Source organism: Gordonia sp. LMA167 (assembly GCF_058130025.1).
The window spans coordinates 290,919-307,436 of sequence record NZ_CM176708.1; the positions used below are offsets into that span (position 1 = coordinate 290,919).

At 67.3% G+C, this 16,518-nt stretch carries 13 protein-coding genes and 1 pseudogene; 5 read left to right on the top strand and 9 right to left on the bottom strand.

The features are described from left to right. Window positions 1-112: 112 nt before the first annotated feature. The 5 genes from ACVT6V_RS01295 to ACVT6V_RS01315 form a co-directional block, all read right to left on the bottom strand. A complete protein-coding gene (locus ACVT6V_RS01295; RefSeq protein ID WP_489898016.1) occupies window positions 113-760 on the bottom strand; it encodes a hypothetical protein in 648 nt (215 codons plus the stop codon). 29 nt (window positions 761-789) lie between these two features. Then, window positions 790-2,190, bottom strand: a complete 1,401-nt coding sequence (locus ACVT6V_RS01300; protein ID WP_489898017.1) for a hypothetical protein — start codon at window positions 2,188-2,190, stop codon at window positions 790-792. A 174-nt stretch (window positions 2,191-2,364) separates the two neighbouring features. Continuing rightward, entirely contained in the window at window positions 2,365-3,663 is a 1,299-nt protein-coding gene (locus ACVT6V_RS01305; RefSeq protein WP_489898018.1) for a lipase family protein, read from the bottom strand. A 57-nt stretch (window positions 3,664-3,720) separates the two neighbouring features. Then, window positions 3,721-5,127 carry a GntP family permease gene (locus ACVT6V_RS01310; protein ID WP_489898019.1) on the bottom strand — a complete coding sequence of 469 codons (1,407 nt, stop codon included), beginning with the start codon at window positions 5,125-5,127 and terminating at the stop codon, window positions 3,721-3,723. Further along, the gene (locus ACVT6V_RS01315) at window positions 5,127-5,630 is read right to left on the bottom strand and encodes a gluconokinase (protein ID WP_489898020.1); all 504 of its coding nucleotides are present in this window, start codon (window positions 5,628-5,630) and stop codon (window positions 5,127-5,129) included. The genes ACVT6V_RS01310 and ACVT6V_RS01315 overlap by 1 nt, the downstream gene beginning before the upstream one ends. 124 nt (window positions 5,631-5,754) lie before the next feature. On the opposite strand from ACVT6V_RS01315, the gene ACVT6V_RS01320 reads away from it, so the two are divergent. Together ACVT6V_RS01320 and ACVT6V_RS01325 are read left to right on the top strand one after the other, a co-directional pair. Further along, window positions 5,755-6,474, top strand: coding sequence for a FadR/GntR family transcriptional regulator (locus ACVT6V_RS01320; RefSeq protein WP_489898021.1), 720 nt, complete (start codon window positions 5,755-5,757; stop codon window positions 6,472-6,474). A 367-nt stretch (window positions 6,475-6,841) separates the two neighbouring features. Next, window positions 6,842-8,288 (top strand): annotated as a pseudogene (locus ACVT6V_RS01325) (IS1380 family transposase). A gap of 324 nt (window positions 8,289-8,612) precedes the next feature. Here the strand turns inward: ACVT6V_RS01325 and ACVT6V_RS01330 are convergent. Both ACVT6V_RS01330 and ACVT6V_RS01335 read right to left on the bottom strand, forming a co-directional pair. Next, window positions 8,613-9,635 (bottom strand): aspartate-semialdehyde dehydrogenase, encoded by a 1,023-nt coding sequence (locus tag ACVT6V_RS01330; RefSeq protein ID WP_489898022.1) that lies wholly within the window; start codon window positions 9,633-9,635, stop codon window positions 8,613-8,615. Between the two features lie 2 nt (window positions 9,636-9,637). Further along, the gene (locus ACVT6V_RS01335) at window positions 9,638-10,903 is read right to left on the bottom strand and encodes an aspartate kinase (RefSeq protein WP_489898023.1); all 1,266 of its coding nucleotides are present in this window, start codon (window positions 10,901-10,903) and stop codon (window positions 9,638-9,640) included. Between the two features lie 269 nt (window positions 10,904-11,172). Here ACVT6V_RS01335 and ACVT6V_RS01340 point away from each other — a divergent pair, with 269 nt between their 5' ends. Beyond that, a complete protein-coding gene (locus tag ACVT6V_RS01340; protein ID WP_489898024.1) occupies window positions 11,173-12,441 on the top strand; it encodes a hypothetical protein in 1,269 nt (422 codons plus the stop codon). Between the two features lie 455 nt (window positions 12,442-12,896). Here ACVT6V_RS01340 and ACVT6V_RS01345 read toward each other — a convergent pair whose 3' ends face one another. Beyond that, the gene (locus ACVT6V_RS01345; protein WP_489898025.1) at window positions 12,897-13,598 is read right to left on the bottom strand and encodes a TetR/AcrR family transcriptional regulator; all 702 of its coding nucleotides are present in this window, start codon (window positions 13,596-13,598) and stop codon (window positions 12,897-12,899) included. A 154-nt stretch (window positions 13,599-13,752) separates the two neighbouring features. On the opposite strand from ACVT6V_RS01345, the gene ACVT6V_RS01350 reads away from it, so the two are divergent. Both ACVT6V_RS01350 and ACVT6V_RS01355 read left to right on the top strand, forming a co-directional pair. Next, window positions 13,753-15,327 carry an MFS transporter gene (locus ACVT6V_RS01350; protein WP_489898026.1) on the top strand — a complete coding sequence of 525 codons (1,575 nt, stop codon included), beginning with the start codon at window positions 13,753-13,755 and terminating at the stop codon, window positions 15,325-15,327. 16 nt (window positions 15,328-15,343) lie between these two features. Continuing rightward, window positions 15,344-15,919, top strand: a complete 576-nt coding sequence (locus ACVT6V_RS01355) for a nitroreductase family protein (RefSeq protein WP_489898027.1) — start codon at window positions 15,344-15,346, stop codon at window positions 15,917-15,919. Window positions 15,920-15,979: 60 nt separating this feature from the next. Here the strand turns inward: ACVT6V_RS01355 and ACVT6V_RS01360 are convergent, their stop codons facing one another. Further along, window positions 15,980-16,405: a hemophore-related protein gene (locus ACVT6V_RS01360; RefSeq protein WP_489898028.1), complete on the bottom strand. Its 426-nt coding sequence runs from the start codon at window positions 16,403-16,405 to the stop codon at window positions 15,980-15,982. Between the last annotated feature and the right edge of the window lie 113 nt (window positions 16,406-16,518).

Here is a 16,518-nt window from a genome sequence, read left to right on the forward strand (position 1 = left end):
CGCCACCCGGTCTCGATACACCCTCGCCTAGCGGCTCGGGCTACTCGACCAACGGGTGATGAGTAGCCGCGCGAGCCTGCGAGCCGGCGTATCGAAACCCCCCGCCGGCGACCTACCCCCGCAGCATCCGCGTCGGACGCATCCGTGTCGACGCCGGGAGCCATTGATTGACGGTGCGGCGCAGCGTGAACAGCGCCGCGACGAGCAACAGCGCGAACTGAATCCACGCGATCACCGACATCGCCGACCAGACCTCCGGGTATCGGAACAACAGATCGTTCCCGATCGGGATGCACAGCAGGTTCACCACCACCGCCGCGAGGAAGAAGTTGCGGCAGTTGCGGCTGTGATGATTCGCCGCAGCGACGAGAAGTGCGTACTCCACGGCCAGGAACACCACGATCATGATGAGCATGAACGGCGGGAAGAAGCCCGCCAGCGAGTTGACCCGGTCCTCGGGGCTGGCATTGCGCGGATCCTCGACGATGCCCTGGAGCAGGCGGTCCCGCAGCAGATCGGTGATCGTGCCGAGGTTGACGAACCCGTAGACCACGCTGACCGCACCGGCGATCGCCGCACCCCAGAATGCGACACGCGCATGCAGCGCCAGCGCCTCGGGCGGTGGTCCGGGGTCGTCGGCTCGTGGCGGGTAGAGATTCGCCTGGTCGCGGTCCCGGGAACTCCGCTCGATGGCGGCCAGGTCCTCGGCGTCGAGTTCGGCCTGCGTCGGAATCCGATCCGGGTCGTCGGGGTCGGTCATGTGACCGATTGTTCCACGCTGCCGATGGGTCACCGCGCGATCTTCAGCATCCTGCCGACGGTCGCCTGCCAGAGGGTGCCGTCGCGGGCAATGGTCCCCGTCAACTCGAGCGGCTCGTCGATCAGGCCGTCCCCGACCCTGAGCGTGCGGACTCGTTTACCCGTGGCGAAATCGGTTGCCACATAATAGATCGGACCCACCTGCTGGATGGTTCCCGGTACGTACGGGCCGTAGCCGAGCGCATTGATCAGGCCATCGGCACGCGACAGCTTCGGCAGCGTCGCGATGCGGTCGGAGTTCTCCCACACCCGCCGGCAGCCCTTCTCCGACACGTCGACCCTCGTCGCGCCACCGACGAACGGCGCGTTTGCCGGCACGCTCGGACCGGTGACCGCCATCGGCGGGTACTGATAGCCGTAGGTACTGGGGATGACCAGCGCAGTGCCCCACGCCATGATCGAGTTCTCGGTGCCCTGACCCGATGTACCGAACGCGGGCATCCGGCAGACGGTGGAACCGGTGTCGCTGTCGTAGACGATCAGCTGTGGACGCGCCGCGTTGTCGACGATCGCGACCCAGCCGTCGCCGCCGGGTCCGAAGTAGGTCGGTGTGGTGCCTGACCCCCACGTCAGCTGGCCGGGCCGGCGCGCCTCGCCCCGGTCGTACGCCCGGCGCCAGATGGTGCGCGGCACACCGTTGTCACCGGCGGTCATCTCGTAGAGCGCGTGGGTGGTCAGCACCGACGCATGATCACCGCGCATGGTGAGCCCGTTGCCCAACTCCTCGCCCGGCCGCAGGTGCATCGACCGGACCCGCTTGGCCGCATCCACCGTCACGACGACACCCTTGGTGGTGACGAACCAGACCCGGCCGCGCTCGTCCGGTGCGAGACCCGTCACCGCGTCGCCGGGCGGAATGTGGCTGCTGACGTCGACACGGTCGTCGACATAGACCTGCCAACCGGTCGCGCTCCGACGATGCGCGACACGCAGGATCGCACCGGACCCGTCCGCGACGACGACCCGGTCACGCCCGTCGAGGTAGCCGTACACGCCGCCGAGCAGGCCGCCTTTTGTCAGCTGCAGTGACGCCAGCGGGGCCGCCGTGTGCGGATCGAACAACGTCACGGTGGGCGCGGCGAACGCCGGCGGATCAAGGGCGACGAACTGCGTACACAGTGACACCGGCATGCCGTCGTGTCCTATGAACGTCGCAGCGCACGCCCCGCCGGGCACCGACGACGCCGCCAACCGGGCGCTTCTCCCCGGCCCGCGGAACGGCGTCGAGTCGGTCGAGTAGAGGTCACCGTGCATGAGTGAGGTGCCCGTCGGTCCGACCACGTCTTGCGCGTGTGCCGACGGCGCTACCAGGGAAAACGTTCCGAGCAACGACACCAAGACCACCGCGGCCGCTCGCGATTTCCACCCCATCCAGACATTTGATCATGTCGGCACGAGAATCTGAGCACAATCAGGGCCCGCTGCGGCGATGCTGGTCGCGGTCGGATTGCGAACTGGCTGAAATCGTCCCCGTCAGCGACCATCAAGGGATATTTCCCTCGGAAAGCGCCCACGGGGACGATCGTGTCCATCCGCGCCCGGCAACTACCCGTTCAACTCCCCCATCAGGAAGTTCATCGCCGGCAACAGCGTGCCCAGCATCGGCAGGGCGTGATTGACCACCAGGCCCGGGAAGATCGGCGGCGTCGGGTTGGTCACCATCGCGACGTCGGCGCCCTGAGCCTTCCAATCACGGTAGAGCTGCACCACCTGCCCGTACGGGATGACATCATCGTTGATGCCGCCCTCGAGCAGGACCGGCGCGTTGGGCTTGAGCCGGCCGATGCGCTGGTCGTCGACGGCCTTGCGCGCCACCGGAGACCGGGCGATCACCGCGGAGAGCGATTCGCCCGTCCGGGTCCACTGGTTGGTGTGAGCGAACCCGTAGGTCAGGCCCGTGTCGCCGATGCATTGTGTCGCCACGTTCTTCAGGACCTGGCGGCCGGTCGGTGTCGTTTCCCGGTCGAGAATCGGCTGCAGTGCCGGATACCGGGCCGCGAGACCATTGATCGCATAGCCGATGGCACCGGCGATGAAGGTGCCGTCGATCTGACTGGTCACCTTGGCCAGATCGGCCGGCGGGGCGCCCGCGTACGTGGCCTTGACGTTGAGCTCGGGAGCGTAGGTCGCGGCGAGCTCGGCCGCCGACGCCGCCGCACCGCCACCCTGCGAATATCCCGATAACGCGACCGGCGCGTTCGCCGGAGCGTGGGCGACCCGCAATGCGGCCCGCGCCGCGTCGAGCATCGCATGGCCCGATTCGAGCCGATTCACGTAGGTGTGCACGCCCGGCGTGCCCATGCCGATGTAGTCGGTCATCGCCACCCGCACGCCGTTGAGCAACAGCAGGTTCATCTCGAGACCCGAGTAGTTGACCGCCAGACTCGGTTTCGACGGGTCGATGGCCAGCGGGAAGCTCATCATCTTGGATCCGGCGCACTGATCGCCCTGGCCGACGGTTCCCGGTCCGAGCACGACGGTCGGCCGCGGACCCTTACCCCGCCATGGCGCAGTCGGCTCCACCACCGTTCCGGTGACCGCTGCGGACGTCCCGTCCTGGTACGCCGAGGTGTACATGATGCGCGTCCCGGTACCCGGCCACTGATCGGGTACCCCCGGGATCTGCAGGAGCAACGGGCTCGGTTGCGACTTGATGATCGACCCCGGTGCGCTCGCGAAGTGCGTCGGTGGTGTGTAGAAATCCCCCGCCGCACTCGCCGGCGGCGCGGCGACGACCAGTCCGGCCCCCACGACCAGACCGGTGGTCAGCACCGTCGCCCAGCGACCCGGTGACCAGGACCGACGGCGTGTTCCTCCTGAGATTTTCCCCCATGTACGTCTCATGGAGAGGTAACCTACCGCACAGTAACCTGGTCAGGTGATCCGGGTCATCACGCCGCGTCAGATGAACACCCCGAGCGCGAGCACCACGACGAGCCCGGTCACCGACAACACCGTCTCCATCATCGACCACGTCTTGAAGGTCTGGCCGACACTCATCCCGAAGTACTCCTTGACCAGCCAGAAGCCGGCGTCGTTGACGTGGGACAGGAAGACCGATCCCGCACCGATGGCCAGCACGACCAGCGACACCTCGCCGGAGCTCAATCCGTCGACCAGTCCCAACATCAGCGATGACGCCGTGATCGTTGCGACGGTCGCCGATCCCGTGGCCAGGCGGATCAGCGCGGCGAGGACCCAGGCGAGCAACAGGACCGAGATGTTGACGTCGGTGGCCCAGTCGGCCAGCAGTGTGCCGATACCGGTGTCGACGAGGACCTGCTTGAAGCCGCCGCCGGCCGCGACGATGAGCAGGATGCCGGCGATCGCGGGCAGTGCCGCACCCGTGCACTTGGAAATCGCCGCCCGATCCATCCCCGACCCGCGGCCGAGCGTGAACATCGCGACCACCACCGCGATCAGCAGTGCGATGACCGGGGTACCGAGAACATCGAGCACCTTCCGGACGATCTGGTTCTCGTCGTCGATGAAGATCTCCGCCAACGCCTTACCGAGCATCAGGACCAGCGGCAGCAGGACGCTGAACATGGTGATGGCGAAGCTCGGACGACGGGTGGTCGGGCCGTCTGCCGGGTCCGCGTCGAAGGTATGCGGGATGGGCACGGTGACCCATCGGGCCGCGAGGGTCCCGAACAGCGGACCCGAGACGATGATCGTGGGGATCGCAACCAGCACGCCGAGCGCCAGCGTGGTGCCCAGGTCGGCGCCGAGGGCGTCGATGGCCACGAGCGGGCCGGGGTGCGGCGGCACGAACCCGTGCATGGCCGACAGACCGGCCAGCGCCGGGATACCGATCGGGATCAGCCCCAGACCTGAACGACGTGCCACCAGGTAGATCACCGGCATCAGGAGCACGAGTCCGATCTCGAAGAACATCGGCAGGCCGATGATCGCGCCCACGAGCGCCATCGCCCACGGGAGCAGCCGTGGCGACGCGTGTCCGACGATGGTGTCGACGATCTCGTCCGCTCCGCCCGAGTCCGCCAACAATTTGGCGAACATGGCACCGAGCGCGATGAGGATGCCGACGCCGGCCGCCGTGGCACCGAACCCCGTGGTGAATGAGTCGAGCAGGGTCGGGATCGATTCGCCCGCAACGATTCCGACCGTCGCGGCACCGCCGATCAACGCGAGGAACGGATGCACCTTGGCGATGGTGATGGCCAGCACGATCACCGCGATGCCGGCCAGCGCAGCCACTATCAGTTGCCAGCCGGACGCGATGGGCTCGGGCAGTTCGGTGTCGACGGCGAGCACCGCCGTCGACGGATTGGTCAGAGAGATCATCACTTCGCACTTTCCGTTTCGAGAATGTCGACCGACTGGTTCACGATGGCGTCGACGCCTTGATCGACGTCGACGACGCCGCCCCGCTCGTCGACACCGAGTGGTTCGAGGGTGGCGAACTGCGATTCGAGCAGGTTCGCCGGCATGAAATGTCCCGGCCGGGAGGCCTGCCTGCGGGCGATGACCTCCATCGGGCCGTCGAGGTGCACGAAGAACACCGAGGATGCATGCGCGCGCAGCTGATCGCGATACGAATGCTTGAGCGCCGAGCAGCTCATCACGCCGCCGTCGGCGTGTTGCGCCAGCCACTCGCCGATGGTCTCCAGCCACGGGCGGCGGTCATCGTCGTCCAGCGCGTGCCCGGCCGACATCTTGGCGATGTTCTCGGGCGGATGAAAGTCGTCCGCATCCGCGAACGGCACCTGCAGGCGCTGGGCCAACGCCGCACCCACGGTTGACTTGCCCGACCCCGACACACCCATCACGACCACTGGTGACCGCATGCGCACTCCTCACATGTTGTGTTGCTGGTCACATAGAGTGCCTCAATAGTCATACTTTTGCAAGTCGCAAGCTTGACAAGTACTTCTATTCACACGGATCGATGCGAAATGAGAAGATGATTGCGTGAGTCAGGACACATCGGGCGCGGGCAAGCGCCATGACCAGGTGCTCGCGACCATCGGTCGCCGAATCGTCTCGGGCGAGCAGGCCGCCGACAGCGTCATCACGCTCGACGGCATCTGCACCGAGCACGGAGTCTCGCGGACCGTGGCACGCGAGGTGATCCGAGTTCTGGAATCGATGGGACTCGTGGCCTCACGCCGTCGGGTGGGCATCACCATTCAGCCCCGTACGAAGTGGAGCGTGTTCGACCCGCAGTTGATCCGGTGGCGCCTGGACGGAGCGGACCGCACCGACTTCCTGCTCACACTGTCGGAGCTACGGCGCGGATTCGAGCCGGTGGCAGCCGCATTGGCCGCGGAACGCGCGGACGAACATCAGTGTCGCGTTCTGGCGGCGGCGGTCTCGGACATGTCGGTGCACGGGCGAAGCGTCGACCTCGAGGCATATCTGGAGGCCGACAAGGTTTTTCACCGCACGCTACTCGAGGCGAGCGGCAACGAGATGTTTCGCGCGCTCGCCGATGTCGTCTACGAGGTACTCGCAGGCCGAACACACCACGGCATGATGCCCGACCAGCCGAACCCGGAAGCCATTGCGCTGCATGATGATGTCGCGCGCGCCATACGTCTGGGCGATCCCGTCGCCGCCGAGTCGGCGATGCGGGCGATCATCACCGAGGCGGCAGCCGCCGTGTCCGACGACCCGCCGGCCGATACCTGAGAAGTCCGGAGCGCTAGCGAAAGACGTACCCACCCGGTCCCTGAGGCTGAGGAGGTCCGGAGCGCCAGCGAAAGACGTACCCACCGGCCCCTGAGACTGAGAAGTCCGGAGCGCCAGCGGAAGACGTCACCACCCCGATCCCTGAGGAGGTCCGGAGCGCCAGCGAAGGGCCGTCACCACCCCGATCCCTGAGGAGGTCCGGAGCGCCAGCGAAGGGCCGTCACCACCCCGATCCCTGAGCCTGGATCCACCGGTTTGTGGAGGGTTTCTGTGTTTTGGGTGTTTTGGAGACGCGAAATGCCTTGCTGCAGTGAAAGGATGGGATTTGTCGAAGATCTCATCAGTCACACAGGAAGGCATCTCGCAGATGCAATTGTCGCATACCGTTGGGATTGGGTCCGCGCAGTTCGATGACGGCAATTTGGTGGCCTCGGCCGGGGTGGTCCCGGTGATGGCGCTGGCGCGTGCGGCCGGGTTGGACCGTCTGGCCGATGAGCATGTGCGTCTGGGTGGTGACACCGGCGCGCACGCCGGGGACAAGGTGGCCTCGCTGGTGGCGGGCATGGTGATGGGCGCCGACAGTATCGACGACATGGCTGTGCTGCGTCACGGCGCGATGGGCGCGGTCTATGACCGCTTGTACGCGCCGTCGACGTTGGGATCGTTTCTGCGGTCATTCAGTTACGGGCATTCGCGGCAGTTGAGTGCGGTCGCCACCCGCCTGCTCGGTGAACTGTGCCAGGGCAGCGGACTGCTCGACGGGATCGACGACTCGATGGTGATGGTCGATATCGACGACACGGTGATCGGGGTGTACGGGCAGGCCAAACAGGGTGCCGCGGTCGGCTACACCGGCGTCCGCGGCCTCAACGGGTTGTTCGCCACGATCACCCCGGCCCACGGTGGGTCGGCTGCGCACCTGCCACACCACCACCACCACGGCCAGCACCGCCAGCACGGCCAGCACGGCCAGCACCGGCAGTACCGGCAGTACCGGCACGGACGTGACCAGTACCGATGCGGCTGGTGAGCAGGCCACTAGGACGGCGAGGCGCACCGCGAGCGCTGGTGAGGTCAGTCGGTCGGTGGTGGTGCGCGCCGATTCGGGGTTCTATTCGCACAAAGTGGTCGCCGCCGCCGTCGACCACGGCGCGTATGTGTCGATCGGGGTGAGTTTGTTCCCGGCGATCCGACGCAAGATCGACTTCATCGCCGAGGACCAATGGACGACGATCACCTACACCCAACCGGTCCTCGACCCCGACACCAACACCTGGATTCACCGTGCTCAGGTCGCCGAGACCGAGCATGTCGCCTTCACCAAAGCCGGCGCCAAACATCCCGTCACCGGCCGCCTGGTGGTGCGGCGGGTGCCCGCCGAAAAACCGACCAACCAGCAGGAGTTGCTCACCGGCTGGCGCTACCACGCGTTCTTCACCACCCTGCCCGCCGAGCACGTCGACACCGTGGCCGCCGACAAACTCCACCGCCGCCACGCAGTCATCGAACAAGTCCACGCCGACCTCAAAGCATCAGCACTGGCCCACCTGCCCTCGGGCGTGTTCGCCGCCAACGCCGCCTGGCTGCACTGCGCAGTGATCGCGTTCAACCTGACCCGCGCAGCGGCCACACTGACCAGATCACCACGATTGGCGCGCGCGACCACCGCCACCATCCGCCGTACCCTGATCACCGTGCCCGCCCGTATCGCCCGCTCCGCGCGGCGCCTGACATTACATCTGCCCCAACACTGGCCATGGGAAAACGAGTGGAACGAACTGTTCGACAACACCGTCCGCCGAAAACCCGCCTGATACCCTACCCACTCGCCACCCCCGGCCCGACCAACGAAAACCAGTGAAACAAGCCGAATTCAGAGATCGGCGACTCCCGCACACCCACCACACACCCCAACAGCGACAACACCACTCACCCCACACCACAAACACGATCGGTGGATTCAGGCTGAGGAGGTCCGGAGCGCCAGCGAAGGGCCGTCACCATCCCGATCCCTGAGGAGGTCCGGAGCGCTAGCGAAGGGCCGTCACGAAGGGCCGGGTGTGACGCAGGCCCAGAGGCACCGTTCGGTCAGTGACCGGGTGGTGACACTCGAAAGCGTCACCACCCGAGCCGCAAGATCAGACCAACAACTCGGCAATCTGAATCGTGTTGAGCGCGGCACCCTTTCGCAGGTTGTCACCCGAGATGAACAGAGCGAGACCGCGACCGTCGGGGACGCCCGGGTCCTGGCGGATGCGACCGACGAGTGAGTTGTCGCCGCCCGCCGCCGCCAACGGGGTGGGCACGTCGGCGAGTTCGACTCCGGCCGCGCCGGCCAGGATCTCCTGCGCCTGCTGCACCGACAGCGGCTTGGCGAACTCGGCGTTGATCGACAGCGAGTGTCCGGTGAACACCGGCACGCGCACGCACGTTCCACTCACCAGCAGCTCGGGCAGGCCGAGGATCTTGCGGGATTCGTTACGCAGCTTCTGATCCTCGTCGGTCTCGCCGGAGCCGTCATCGACCAGCGCGCCGGCCATCGGCAACACGTTGAACGCGATCGGCGCGACGTACTTGTTCGGGGGCGGGAAGTTCACCGCGGAGCCGTCGTAGACGAGCTTCTCGGCGTCGTCGATCCCGGCACGCACCTCGGTGGCCAGCTCTTCCACGCCCGCCAGACCGCTACCGGAGACCGCCTGGTAGCTGGACACGATCAGTCGCTGCAGCCCGGCCGCGTCGTGCAGCGGCTTGAGCACCGGCATCGCGGCCATGGTGGTGCAGTTCGGGTTGGCGATGATGCCCTTGGGAGGGTTCTTGGCGAGTTCGCCGTTCACCTCGGAGACCACCAGCGGGACGTCGGGGTCCTTGCGCCACGCCGACGAGTTGTCGATGACGGTCACGCCGGCGGCGGCGAACCGCGGCGCCTGCTCCTTGGACATCGTGCCGCCCGCCGAGAACAGGGCGATGTCCAGACCCGAGGGGTCCGCCGTCGCGGCGTCCTCGACAACGATCTCGCCGTCGCCCCACGGCAGCTTCTTGCCCGCCGACCGCGAGGATGCGAAGAACCGCACCTCGTCCGCCGGGAATTTACGTTCGGCCAACAGCGTGCGCATGACGCCACCGACCTGACCGGTCGCGCCGACCACTCCGATACTCACCATGTCTATCGCCCCGTTCCGGCGTAGACGACGGCTTCCTCGTCGCCGCCCAGGTCGAAAGCCTGGTGCAGCGCGCGAACCGCGTCGTCGAGTTCGGTGTCGCGGCACAGCACCGAGATCCGGATCTCCGAGGTGGAGATCAACTCGATGTTGATGCCGGCGTTGCTCAGCGCCTCACAGAAGGTGGCGGTGACGCCCGGATGGCTTTTCATGCCGGCGCCCACCAGCGACACCTTGCCGATGTGATCGTCATAGAGCAGATCGGTGAAGCCGATCTCCTCCTGGAGCTTCTTCAGCTTCTCCATGCCGATCGGGCCGACCTCGCGCGGCAGGGTGAAGGTGATGTCGGTCTTGCCGGTCTCCACCTTGGAGATGTTCTGCAGGACCATGTCGATGTTGATCTCGGCGTCAGCCACCGCGCGGAAGACCTTGGCCGCGTAACCGGGCTTGTCCTCGAGCCCGACCACGGTGATCTTGGCTTCGCTGCGGTCATGCGCAACGCCGGTGAGAATTGCTTCTTCCACGGGAATGTCCTCCATCGAGCCGGCCACCAGTGTGCCGGGTTTGGTCGAGTACGACGAGCGCACATGAACAGGGACGTTGTAGCGGCGCGCATATTCCACACAGCGCAGCATCAGTACCTTCGCTCCGCACGCGGCCAGTTCGAGCATCTCCTCGAAGGAGACGGTTTGCAGACGCTTGGCGTCGGGGACGATGCGCGGGTCGGCGGAGTAGACGCCGTCGACATCGGTGTAGATCTCGCAGACGTCGGCCTTCAGCGCCGCTGCGAGAGCGACCGCCGTCGTATCCGATCCGCCGCGACCGAGCGTCGTGATGTCTTTCGTATCCTGCGAGACGCCTTGGAAGCCGGCGACGAGCACGATTTTGCCCTCGTCAAGGGCACTGCGAACTCGTCCGGGCGTGACGTCGATGATCTTGGCCTTGCCATGGCTGCTCGTCGTGATCACACCGGCCTGCGAGCCGGTGAACGACTGTGCCTGGGCACCGAGCGAACTGATCGCCATCGCCACGAGGGCGTTGGAGATGCGCTCACCCGAGGTGAGCAGCATGTCCATCTCGCGGGGCGGCGGGGTCGGGTTGACCTGTTGGGCCAGATCGAGAAGTTCGTCGGTGGTGTCGCCCATTGCGGAGACGACCACGACGACGTCATTGCCCTGCTTCTTGGTCTCGACGATGCGCTCGGCAACTCGGCGAATCCGTTCGGCCGTTGCGACCGAGGAGCCGCCGTACTTCTGCACAACGAGTGCCACGTCGACCACCTTTCGGGGTTGATTGGTGTGCATCGCCCCAGTTCACACGCTCGACGCTGAGCGTCGGGGGCGACCTCAGCGGCCATTACCTTACCGGCGACGACGTGCATGCCCGAATTCGCGGGAGGCGCCGTCGTGATGTCGGCCACTTTTCGGGCCGGGGTGGCAAGGGGTCGCCGACACGAACGCCTCGCCAGATCGTGATCGACGACCGACCTGTCGGCGGGTGTGGTGGTGGCAACGCCCCGGCGCGTCCTACCATCGCTCAGGTGGCCACCGGAACCGATGTCGGCGCGTCCGCACGCGATGGCCGCGTGCCGCGACGCGGTGCCACAGCACCGGCGCCGAAGGCTTCGGCGGGCACCACGTCCCTGTCCGGCCTGATGGCCCGCCCGCAGGTGCGCGCCTGGCTCGAGCCCGTCCTCCTCTTCCTCGCTCTCCGCGGCATCGGCATCCTGGTGCTCGCGCGGTTCGCCCAGCTGCGCGACACCACGCTCGGCGATGCCCTGTGGCTCTGGGACGGCAAGTGGATGGTCGCGATCGCCGAGTACGGGTACGCCGACGTCCCGTTCACGCAGACCGACGCCCGGGGCCTGCACACCCCGGACACGGCATACGCCTTCTTTCCCGGCTATCCGCTGCTCGTCGGCGCGGTCGCCAAGCTTCCGCTGATCACCCCGTACGGCGCGGCGATCACGGTCAACGTCGTCCTCGGGTGTGTGGCAGCGGCCGGGGCGGCGCGACTCGGCGGCCTGTGTGCCCGCGTGATGGCCGAGCGCTCCCCCATCGGTCCCGCCGATCCGCGCCGGACCGGCCTGTTCCTGGTCGCCCTGTTCGCCGCGACCCCGATGTCGATCGTGCTCAACATGGCCTACACCGAGGCGTTGTTCTGCGCCCTGGCCGTGTGGGCGCTGATCGGCATCCTCGAACGGCGGTGGCTCCTGGCCGGCATGTGCGCGCTGCTCGCCGGGGCGAGCCGACCGACGGCGGTGGTATTGATCGCCGTCGTCATGCTGGCGGCGCTGATCGCCCGGCGCGACGGGTGGCGGGCGTGGACGGCGGTGGCGATCAGCCCGCTCGGCTACCTGGGTTATCTGGCGGTGGTGTGGGCCCACACCGGCTCACCCACCGGATGGTTCCGGATACAGACGGAAGGGTGGGGCACGGAGTTCGACTGGGGCCGGGCCACGTTCACCTTCGTCAACGACACGCTCGTACATTCGGGTGAGGTGGCCCCCGTCGTGACCGCATGGATCGTCCTGTCCACCCTCGCCATGCTGGCCCTGGCGGTGTGGTCCCGGATGCCGTGGCCGGTGCTGCTCTACGGGGTGCTCGTCGTCGCCCAGATCGTGTTGTCCAGCGGACTGATGATGAGTCGCGCACGGCTGCTGCTGCCCGCCTTCGTCCTACTCATCCCGGTCGCGGTGGTGCTGGCCCGATGGCGGTTGTCGGCGGCGATCGCCGCGATGGTGCCGGTCGTCGTGGGCAGCGCCTGGTTCGGCGCGCACATGCTCACGGTGTATCCGCACGCGATGTGATCAGGCTGGTCGAGCAGGCGCCCCACTCCCGCCGCTGGTCGAGTAGCAGCCCCCTCCGCTGGTCGAGTAGCAGCCCCCTCCGCTGGTCGAGTAGGCGACACCCCACGCCGGTCGAGCAGGCGGCCCACCCCCTCCGCTGGTCGAGTAGGCGACACCCCACGCCGGTCGAGCAGGCGGCCCACCCCCTCCGCTGGTCGAGTAGGCGACGAGCGGCAGCGAGGAGCCGTATCGAGACCCCGGCGACCCGCACAGTGATCTCGATACGGCCTCGGCTAGCGCCTCGCCCTACTCGATCAGCGACGGGTGGATGCCCGACCCGACCAGCGGAGGGCAGGCGCCCCACTCAATCAGCGAAGAGTGGATGCCCGACCCGACCAGCGGAGGGCAGGCGCCCGACCCGGCCAGCGCAGGATGGCTGCCCGACCCGACCAGCCGAGGGTAGGTGCCCGACCCGATCAGCGGAGCTGGGCGGCGGCAAACCCCGCACACAGCGACGCGATGCCGTCGTCGAGCCGGGCGCGTGGATCGAGCAGTCGACGGGCCGCCGACTGCCCGGCCAGGCCGGACAGGTGCGGTGCCAGCTCCTTGCTCCGTCCCGCGATCAGTTCGGCGAGACCGTCGGGCCCCTCCGAGGGCTTCTCCGCGCGCAGGAGGTCGTCGCTGACGGCGACGAGGGCGACCCCGTGCACGTAGCTCCACACGGTCAGCGCCATCCCGGTCGCTTCCACCAGGTCGACACCCAGATCGAGGAATCCGGCCGCGAACCAGTCCAGGCAGCGCAGGGACTCGTCACCGAAGCTGTGCCGAGGCGACGAGTAGGCGAGCACCACCCAGGGATGGCGACGGTAGAGCTCCCAGTCGATGTCGACGACGACGCGCACCCTCTCACGCCAGGTCCATGGCCCGGGCTCGTCGACCGGGTAGGGGAAGCGGCGGCCGATCTCCTCCGACATCTCCTGCAGCAGCGCATCCTTGTCGTCGACGTGCCGGTACAGCGACATGGCTCCGACGCCCAGTTCGTCGGCGATGCGCCGCATCGACAATGCACCGATGCCGTCCTTGTCGGCGACGTCGATGGCGGCATCGACGATGGCCTCGATGGTCAGCTTCGCGCCGGCAGTGCCCTTCTCGGCAGTGCCCCTGTCGGCAGGCGCCACCCCGCCCCCTCTCTCGAAACCAGACGACGCCACCCGTGACATCTGACCTGCGGGAATAATTCTGTTGCGTACAGCGTACCCATTCTCGTACCGTCAATGCGTACGGCGTACGCGAGGGAAGGCCTCGTGGCGTCGTGAGAGCAAGGAGTTCGTCATGTCCGTCGTCATCCCGTCGTCCGATCGGCACCGGCATTCCCCCGGCGCCGACCGACGCATGTGGTGGGGACTGGCCGTGCTGACCCTCCCCGTCCTCCTGGTGTCGATGGACTTCTCGGTCCTCTACCTGGCCACCCCGGCCATCACCGACGCCCTCGATCCCAGCGCCGCACAGCAGCTGTGGATCCTCGACATCTACGGCTTTCTGATCGCGGGCCTGCTCATCACGATGGGCAACGTCGGCGACCGCGTCGGACGTCGACGCATCCTGCTCGCCGGCGCCGGTTTGTTCGGCGCCGCCTCGGTGATCGCGGCCTTCGCGCCCACTGCCGCGATCCTCATCGCCGCCCGTGCACTGATGGGTGTCGGCGGTGCCACCCTGATGCCGTCGAGCCTCTCGCTGATCGCCAACATGTTCCCCGACGCCCGCGACCGCGCGAAGGCGATCGGGGTCTGGACGGCCGCGTTCGCCGGCGGCAGCGCGATCGGGCCGGTGGTCGGCGGCATCCTGCTGCACCACTTCTGGTGGGGTGTGGTGTTCCTGATCAACGTGCCGGTGCTGGCCGTGCTGTTCGTCGCCGCGCCCCGACTCGTTCCGGAATACCGGGCGCCGAGCGCCGCGCGGTTCGACTTCGTCGGTGTCGCGTTGTCGTTGCTGGGCATCCTGCCGGTCGTGTACGCGATCAAGACGATGGCCGCCGACGGCGTGACCGGATCGGTGGCGCTGATCGGCCTGTTCGGCGTGGCCATGCTTGCCGCGTTCCTCGCTCACCAGCGGCGCGCCGCGGCTCCGCTGCTCGACCTCGCCCTGTTCCGCAACCCGCAGTTCAGTGCTGCCGTCGCCGTGGCCCTCGTCGGCATGATGGCACTCGGCGGTATGTCGTACCTGACCGGCGTCTACCTGCAGTCGGTTCGCGGGTTCGACGTCCTGACGGCTGCGCTCGCGGGGCTGCCGATGGCGGTCGCGGTGGCGGCCTTCTCCGTCGGGGCGTCGCGGGTGGTCGCCGCCGTCGGTCTGCGCGCCGCGTTCGTGGGGTCGGTGCTGCTCGCCGCGGTTGGCAACCTCGGTCTGTTCTGGCTCACCATGTCGAGTCCGCTGTGGATCTACCTCGTGTGCACCGCGATCGCCGGCATCGGTTATGGCGTCCAGTTCAGCCTGGTCTCCGACGTCGTCGTCGGGTCGGTGCCCGTCGAGAGGTCGGGCGCCGCATCGGGGATCTCGGAGACGAGTTTCGAACTCGGTACCGCCTTGGGCCTCGCCCTGCTGGGATCGCTGGCCACGCTGGTGTTCCGGGAGAACTCCGACGGCTGGAGCTTCGGCGACACGCTCGGTGAGACGCTGCATCGCGCACTCGACATGGGCAACGGTGGAACCGAACTGGCCGACGCCGCCCGAGTCGCCTTCGTCGACGGCATGCATGCCGCGTCGTTGGCGAGCGTCATCACCCTCGGGGTACTCGCCGTCGTGTTGACCGTGGTCATGCGCACACGGCCTACGTCAGCATCGATGAGTCGGTCGGAATCGATGAGCGACGCGGCCGTGCAGGACCTGGAGGCGACCCCGCACCAGTGAAGCTAGGGTCGGTCTGGTGCATGAACTGATCGAAGGACGCTGGAGCGCACGGGGCTACGACCCCGACGCGACCATCTCCGTCGCGGAGCTCACCTCGATCCTCGAGGCCGGACGCTGGGCGCCGACGTGGGGACGGATGCAGCCGGTGCGGTTCATCGTCGGGCGGCGGGGCGACACGACGTTCACCTCGCTCACCCACATCCTCACCCGCGGCAACGCCGGGTGGGCACCGGCGGCAGCCGCCCTCGTGCTGGTGTGCACGACGTCCGAACCCGACGATGAGAAGGCCCGCACCTATGCCGCGGTCGACACGGGGCTCGCCGTGTCGCAGATGATCCTGCAGGCGGCGGCGCTCGGGTTCAACGGGCATCCGATGGCCGGCTTCGACCCCGACAAGGCCCGAGCGGAGTTCGACATCCCCGGCGACCGGCGACCGTTGGTGCTGCTCGGGGTCGGCAAGCTCGCCGACCCCGAGACGGTGCCCGCCGAGATCCGCGAACGAGATGAGCGCCCACGCACCCGGCTACCCCTCGACGAGGTCGCATTCAGCGAAACGTGGGGACACCCGTTCGCCGACCATCCGGAACGCTAGTGCCGACTCGGGGCAGCACCCGTCATCCAGATGCTGCCCCGAGTCGAATTCCCCGATGGATCAATACTTCTCGCACGTCTTCATGGCGGTGCGCAGCGCCTTGTGGTCCTTCTTCATCTCGCGTGGTGTGACCCCGTGGTCCCGCAGGAAACGCATCATCGCCGACTCGGTCGGATGCGACTTCTTCCATTCGGCGCGCTTCGCGTGCCGCTGCTGAGGGGTCATCATGATCATCGACTCGAAATGCTTCTTCACCCTCGGATGGGTGTCGATGCGCTTCCAGAGGGCCGGGTCCTCCTTCGCCAGGGCTCGCTCCACCTGTGCGACGGAGCATTTCGTACCCGGTACGAACGATGAATGCGGCGCCGGATGCATGGGCGCTGCCGGGGCTGCGGTGGCGACGCCACCGACGGCGATGGCCGACGCCATTCCGGCACCGGCGACGCTGGTGACGACGATGCGTCTGAGACGACTGGAGTGGTCCATTGGAATGATTCCTTTCTGACCGTCCGGTGGCCAGGCGCCGCCGGGCATCGGTGAAACTATCGACGCCAGATGTGCTGCGGCTGAGAGTTCGCTGGGCAAAGGGCACCGTGTTT